We start from the raw sequence: 5,328 nt of genomic DNA, 5'->3' as shown, positions 1-5,328 counted from the left end.
TGATGATGATCTCAAAGAGGAAGTTGGACTGGATGACGATCTTTTTGCAAGTGGCATTCTAGATTCTATGGGTTTACTTGGGCTAGTATCGCACTTAGAAGATGTTTACCAGACTAATATCGATCTCAGTGAAATTGATATTGATAAAATATCAACTATCCGAAAGATTTCTCTGGAATTGGTACCAACTACTTCAGCGGAGTAGAGGATGAAAATAATTGACGGACATTGTCATTTGGCCTCCACGCGCTATATACCGCAGCAATTTTTTGAAGATGTTGCAGCCAATATAACTTGTAAAATGATAGCGTATGGAGAAAAAGTATCTTATAGCAAGATTCTGCAAATGCTACTGATGCAGCATAACGATCATTATGGTGATAGGTTAATTGTTGAGATGGATGCTGCATCCATCAGTCGCACGGTACTACTTATCCCTGATTTCTCCTCGGCCATGGCTATGCCGCTTCCGCAGCGGGAGATCTATGAAGCACATTTTCAGGTCACACAAAAATACCCGGGGCGTTTTTATGTCTTCCCTGGAGTTAACCCATTGCGGGGTCAAGTCGCGCTCGACGAGTTTGTCGAATCCATTGAAAATTTTGGTTTTCATGGACTCAAACTTTATCCTCCATGCGGCTATTCACCTTCTGATAAATGTCTCTATCCGTTCTATGACTTCTGTCAGGAAAAATCTTTACCGGTGCTGCTTCATACCGGTCCTACGGTGCAGTCTCTCAATCTCACGCTTATGCCACCTTCGTTAATTTGTGCGGCGGCCAGGGACTTTCCAGGTGTGAATTTTATTCTGGCGCATGGAGCTGTTGCCTATGTTGAAGAGGCTGTTGAACTAGCGCGAAACTGGCCAAATCTTTACATCGATACTGGCGGGATAAGTGGGGCAATTTTCCCAGGTAAATGGCAGAAACAGCTGTTATCTGTTTTACTCGCAGATATTGAAAACAAAGTGATTTTTGGGTCAGACTGGCCCGTCACGAGGATGTCCGGCGGCCTTAAAAATCTAGTCACTGGAATCACCTCCAACCCCGCGATAACACAACAAATTACGCCTACCGCGCTACAGGTATTTTTCGGTGAGAATATTACCCGACTGATTGAGGGAGGTTGATCAATGTATAAATTTTTTGAGTTAACCACAACGCAACAAAATTTTATCACTGCGGAACGAATTAACCAGAACCCTGCACTCAACCAACTGACTGTTGCAATCACATCAGATATTCCATTCGATCCTATGCGGTTGAAAAATGCGATCAATACCGTTATTAGACAGAATGGTCGTGAGTTGCGTATGCAGATCCACCATGAGGGGAAAAAATTTTACCCTACACGTGACATCTGTTTACAGCAGGGCGCTTTGTTCGTTGATCAACAAGATTTAGATCAGGCGATTGCCAGTTGGTTAATCGGAAGGTCGATAGCAGTTATGGACGAAGAGTTGATTCGCTTCACCCTACTGGAGCTATCAACTGGAGGTAACCTGCTGATAATTGAATCCAGCCATATTATATGGGATGGCATTTCAGTTGCTATTTTCCTTCAACGTACGCTGGACTGCTACCATGCCCGCTGCGAAGTATCACTGTACCATGATGACTACAATATGTTCGTGCAACAACTAGCCAGTAACAGGGACACTGATGGCTACCGCCGAAGCCTTAACTACTGGCAAAAGCTAGTCAGTGATACTCCAACAGTTGCACTTTTACCGCTTAATAAAAAACATAGCAGCAGAAAACTGAAAACTACAGGATATCGCTATCTACCAATGAGCGAGCCACTTAGTGCCTCCTTGCTGACAAATAATCATCCTCTATCTCGTTTTCTATCCGCGTTCTGTCGGTATTATCGCCAGTCGACACAGCAGGAAAATTTGCTGGTCGGTATTCCTTATGCAGGACGTAGCCATGAGCGCGATCGCCATCAAATCGGGCTGTATGAGAATACTTTACCTCTGCTGCTGACAGCAGCTATGGCGGAGAGCGGGGGGGATAAGCTAATCAGAAAACAACTGCTGACCAATAGTTTTCATCAGTTGGTGTCGCTGAACGATATAGTCAGACATCTGGGACTTAAAAGTTCTTCCTCTACACATCCCTTGTTTCAGATACTGGTTAACTATGTTGATCTCACAACTCAAGATAACACCATCACCCGATTATTTATTTCGAATAGCGCTTCATTGTTCACTCTTTCTTTTCATCTTTTAAAGATTACAGAGCAGCGATTCGCGTTGCAGATTGAGTTCGATCGCGCAGTTTATTCTGATGTTGATATTGACTTTCTTTCTAGCACTTTGTTCAGAGTGATCGCAGGTGACATGGCTTTATCGGATGTAGCAGTTGATCCTGAGCCCAGAATCAGCCTGCTCAGTGAACCGCATCTGCCAATTACGGGCAATAAGTCAGTGCTGAACTGTTTGCAGCAGATAACCGCACGGCGGCCAGATGTTATTTGCCTGCGCAGCCCGCATGGGACCTCACTCACTTTTGCGCAGCTTGAACTACGTAGTAAAGAACTTGCACGATATTTTCTAGAAAATTTCGTTTTTGCCTCCGATGAGGCGCGAATTGTCGCATGCGATTTGACCAGAACTGTCGATAGCATTGCTGTGCTGATTGCGCTGTTGCGTTGTGGCATGGCGTTTATGCCTATGGATCATAAGTTTCCTGCAGCGCGCAAACAGCAAATTCTCGATGCCAGCCACTGCCGTTTTCTGGTGACGGATAGAACTTTAGAGTGGGTGGGTGAGGATGTATTACAGAAACTGGTTATGATTAATGTTTCATTACCTTTACCGCTCAGCCTCTATAAGCTGGCTTGCGAACAACCCGTCAGCAGTCAGCAGTTGGCATATTGCCTTTATACCTCCGGTTCAACAGGGACACCTAAGGGGGTGATGCTTAGCCACGGTAATCTCACAGCCTTTATTGCATGGTCGCTGACCGCAGGTGAAGAGATCTTCCGCCGTGTACCCTTTGTCACTTCTTTTTCATTCGATCTAAGTATCTATGAAATATTTGCCACGCTTTGCAGCGGCGGATGTTTAACGGTGCTGGATAATGCTATTCAGTTGCAATATCACGATGACTATACCTTGTTGAATACGGTTCCCTCGGTGCTTGAATACCTGCTTGAACACCGGGCATTACCACATGCACTGCTGCGTGTTAATGTTGCAGGGGAAGCGCTGTCACCAAACGTGGTTAAAAAGTACTTCTTTTTCGCGACAAAGATGCCAGAGTTTTACAACCTTTATGGTCCTACGGAATTTACTACCTATGCTACGGAATACCATATTACCGGGCCGGAAGAGTCGATACCAATAGGTGTACCGATTGCTGGTAATCAGGTTGCGGTAATCAATGATGCAATGGAGCCGCTGCTGCGAGGGCAAATAGGGCAAATTGTGTTGGCTGGGGTTAACCTGGCAAGCGGCTATATGCATGCACCAGAGCTTACCACGCAGCGTTTTGTTTTCCTCACTGCGTTAAACGCTATTGCTTATCTTACAGGAGATAGTGGTTATATTGATGGTGCAGGTCGATTGCACTATATCGGGCGGCAAGACAACCAAGTGAAGATTCGTGGCCACCGGGTGGAACTAAGTGAGATTGAACTGGCGGCGGAAAACCTGGAGGGTATTGGTCGTGCAGTCGCATGCCCTGTGGAACATTCAGGCCATAAAGAGATTATCTTGTGTATAGTTACTGAAAGAGGGTTCAGCACGAAACAGCAAGTATTAGCGGCGTTACGTGAGGTTCTGCCCGGCTATATGATTCCCAACTGGATATATATCCTGGAAGCTTTCCCTTTAAATCACAATGGCAAAATTGACCGCAAAGTACTTGCCAAGCAGTCAGATCAATGGCTAGACGCGTTATTAAGGCATCATAACCAGCCTGCCGGGCCGGAAATCCCTATTCCAGTAAAGTTGGAACAGCAGTTGCTGGCAATCTGCTGCTCAGTGCTACACGATCCTTTCCTGCACAGAGATAGCGATCTTATTGCATCCGGCGCCAACTCGTTAGACATACTTCAACTGCTTGAGCGTATTGAGTCAACATTTTCCCTTCGCCTAAATTACGAAGATATTTTTACGGCGCCAGTGATCGCCGATCTGACGCTGAGCATCTTTCATCGCCTGAGGAATGAGGATGCAGTCCCTCCCGTCAAACGGGGACAGACACTATATTTTTTGCCTGGAGCTGGTACGTTAGGGGCGGTATATCAATCGTGGTTTAAGAAGCTGACGCCTGATTTCGCAGTAAAAATACTAAATTACAATCATGATTTGCCTAGCGCCACCAGTTTTGAGGCACTGGCAGATAAAACTTGGCAGCGTTTGAAAGCGGAGTGTCAAGTAGGGGAGACCATACATCTGGTTGGTCATTCCTTTGGCGGCTGCCTCGCATATGAATTAGCTCTGCGCTCTGAGCGGCAAGCTCAAATCTGCTATGTCACCATTATCGACAGCTTTCTCGACTTTATGCCAGATAATTACCGCTGGGAGAACTTTACCGGAGCTGGGGATACCCGATTAGCGTCGCTTCATGACCTGCTTGATAAGGCGATGGTGCTTCATAAGCAGTTCCGTATCATTGCAAATGACGTACCACGTAATATCAATTTACTTTACGCGCGGGGCGGTGTTGGTGGATATTTTAGTAAAGACCTACTTTTACAAAACATACGACGACTGGGGGCCGGAAGAAATATTACACTGGTAGATGGCGGACATTTTTCACTATTCAGCGATGTAGCTGGGCAGTCCATTAATAATTTAAAAAACTTCCACCGCATAGGCGATTGAACTGACATTTGCGTTTATATAGGAGCCGATGCATTGACCGGTTGAACTCACAGAACACGAAGGATGGTCAAGTGCCTCACGACACCGAAGGGGAAATTCACTGCTTCGCCAGATTTTCACGGCTTCTGAGCGGGTTGTCACCTCACCTGATGAAGAACTAGAGGCTTACCCACCGGGCAAACTGGTAACCCGCTTGGTCCTGGGTAGATGAACGATTTGACCGCCTGGGTGAAGGGAGAGGCACTGCCGATGTTACTGGATAAAGCGCAAGGCCAGCTGTTTATTGAAGGAAGTAATTAGCAATAATAGCACCTGCCCACGAGGAAAGTTCAAGTGGTCACTTGGCAATAAATGTGATGATGGAATTTTTGTGATTACTTTGTTGATAATAATAGTAGCGGCCGTCGAAAACAGTTCCGGCTGTAATATTTCTGGTGAGGGATTTCGTTAGACGTAAAGAGAATTTACCGAGTTTTTCGTTTATGTCTATTATC

Annotated in this window: 3 protein-coding genes; all 3 read left to right on the top strand. The window is 45.7% G+C overall.

What is annotated here, in order from left to right; translation table 11 throughout:
* Window positions 1-205: phosphopantetheine-binding protein (locus tag J1785_RS03665; protein WP_238483063.1), on the top strand; the 205-nt coding region annotated here is incomplete at its 5' end.
* Between the two features lie 3 nt (window positions 206-208).
* Window positions 209-1,129, top strand: a complete 921-nt coding sequence (locus tag J1785_RS03660; protein ID WP_015689836.1) for an amidohydrolase family protein — start codon at window positions 209-211, stop codon at window positions 1,127-1,129.
* 3 nt (window positions 1,130-1,132) lie between these two features.
* A complete protein-coding gene (locus J1785_RS03655) occupies window positions 1,133-4,834 on the top strand; it encodes an AMP-binding protein (RefSeq protein WP_217218840.1) in 3,702 nt (1,233 codons plus the stop codon).
* Window positions 4,835-5,328 lie beyond the last annotated feature (494 nt).

Origin of the sequence: Rahnella perminowiae, from assembly GCF_019049755.1 — a bacterium.
GTDB classification, from domain to species: Bacteria; Pseudomonadota; Gammaproteobacteria; order Enterobacterales; family Enterobacteriaceae; genus Rahnella; species Rahnella perminowiae.
Note: the sequence above shows the minus strand (reverse complement) of the source record. Positions and strands in the feature narration are given on the sequence as shown.